Genomic DNA, 1,052 nt, shown 5'->3' with positions numbered 1-1,052 from the left:
CAGTATATGACAGAAAACGGAGCTAAGATAGGTACCTTATTTTTAGACGCTTACAGTCAATCCATCGATTTCAAATTGGTGATCACTCTTCTTCTTGATTGGATATTTGGTAATCATTTTTGTTTCGGGTTGAAGCTCTAACAACAGCTTTGAAGGAGCATATTTTCGTTCAATTTCTTCAGCTGAACCTTTTGCTAAAACGACACCATTTTCTAATATATACATCTGATCTGCATTTTCAGCTTCTTCAAGATAATGTGTTGTTAGAAAAATTGTGAGTCCTTGCTCTTTTTGTAATTTCTGTAAAAGATTCCAAATAACCATTCTAGTTTGAATATCTAGTCCGGTTGTTGGCTCATCTAAGAACAGCAAGTTGGGATGACTAATTAATGCTCTGACAATATCAGCTCTTCTTTTTTGACCACCTGACAAAGTCCCATATTTCTGATCTAAAAAATTTCTGATTCCAATTAGATCAATTAGTTCTTCTAACCATTCCTTTGAAAAAGTTTTGTACATTTTTGCTCGTAAATACAAATTATCTTTCACAGTCAAAGTGTTATCTAAAACACCATTTTGAAAAACTACGCCAATTTTCAAATTATTGGAATACGTGATAGTTCCTGAAGTCGGCTTTAGCAATCCTGTCAAAATATTGATTGTCGTAGATTTACCTGCACCGTTAGTTCCCAGGTAGGCCACTAATTTCCCTTCTTCAATTTCTAAATTAACTTGCTTTAGAGCTTGCTTCTTACCATAATTTTTAGTTAAATCATGTGTTTCAATTAACATAGCTATTCCCTCCGTAATTTTTTCTACACTGCAAGTTTATCTAGAAAAAAATATTAAATCTCGAGAAATAGCATGAACCGCTAGTAAAGGATAATGAATGGTCAATTTTTTAACATGAAATAAAAAAAGCACTAATCAGTTATAACCTTAAAAGTTACTGATTAGCGCTATAAGAACTATCTTTTCAGAAAGAATTATTCATATTAACTGAAACTTGAAAGCTAAGAATCACGCTCTTTCCGCGTGGCTCTTGGCTTTTT

1 protein-coding gene is annotated in these 1,052 nt (G+C 32.8%); it reads right to left on the bottom strand.

Features of this window, described 5'->3' with window-relative positions; translation table 11 throughout:
* Positions 1-42: 42 nt before the first annotated feature.
* A complete protein-coding gene (locus FC46_RS09805) occupies positions 43-792 on the bottom strand; it encodes an ABC transporter ATP-binding protein (RefSeq protein ID WP_083478063.1) in 750 nt (249 codons plus the stop codon).
* Between the last annotated feature and the right edge of the window lie 260 nt (positions 793-1,052).

The sequence above is a fragment of the Lactobacillus kalixensis DSM 16043 genome (genome assembly GCF_001434335.1).
In the GTDB taxonomy this organism is placed as follows: Bacteria; Bacillota; Bacilli; order Lactobacillales; family Lactobacillaceae; genus Lactobacillus; species Lactobacillus kalixensis.
Note: the sequence above shows the minus strand (reverse complement) of the source record. Positions and strands in the feature narration are given on the sequence as shown.

What these genes read in the sequence shown, in the direction of transcription:
- FC46_RS09805 (WP_083478063.1), bottom strand. Translation starts at nt 792, where the DNA reads ATGTTAATTGAAACACATGATTTAACTAAAAATTATGGTAAGAAGCAA.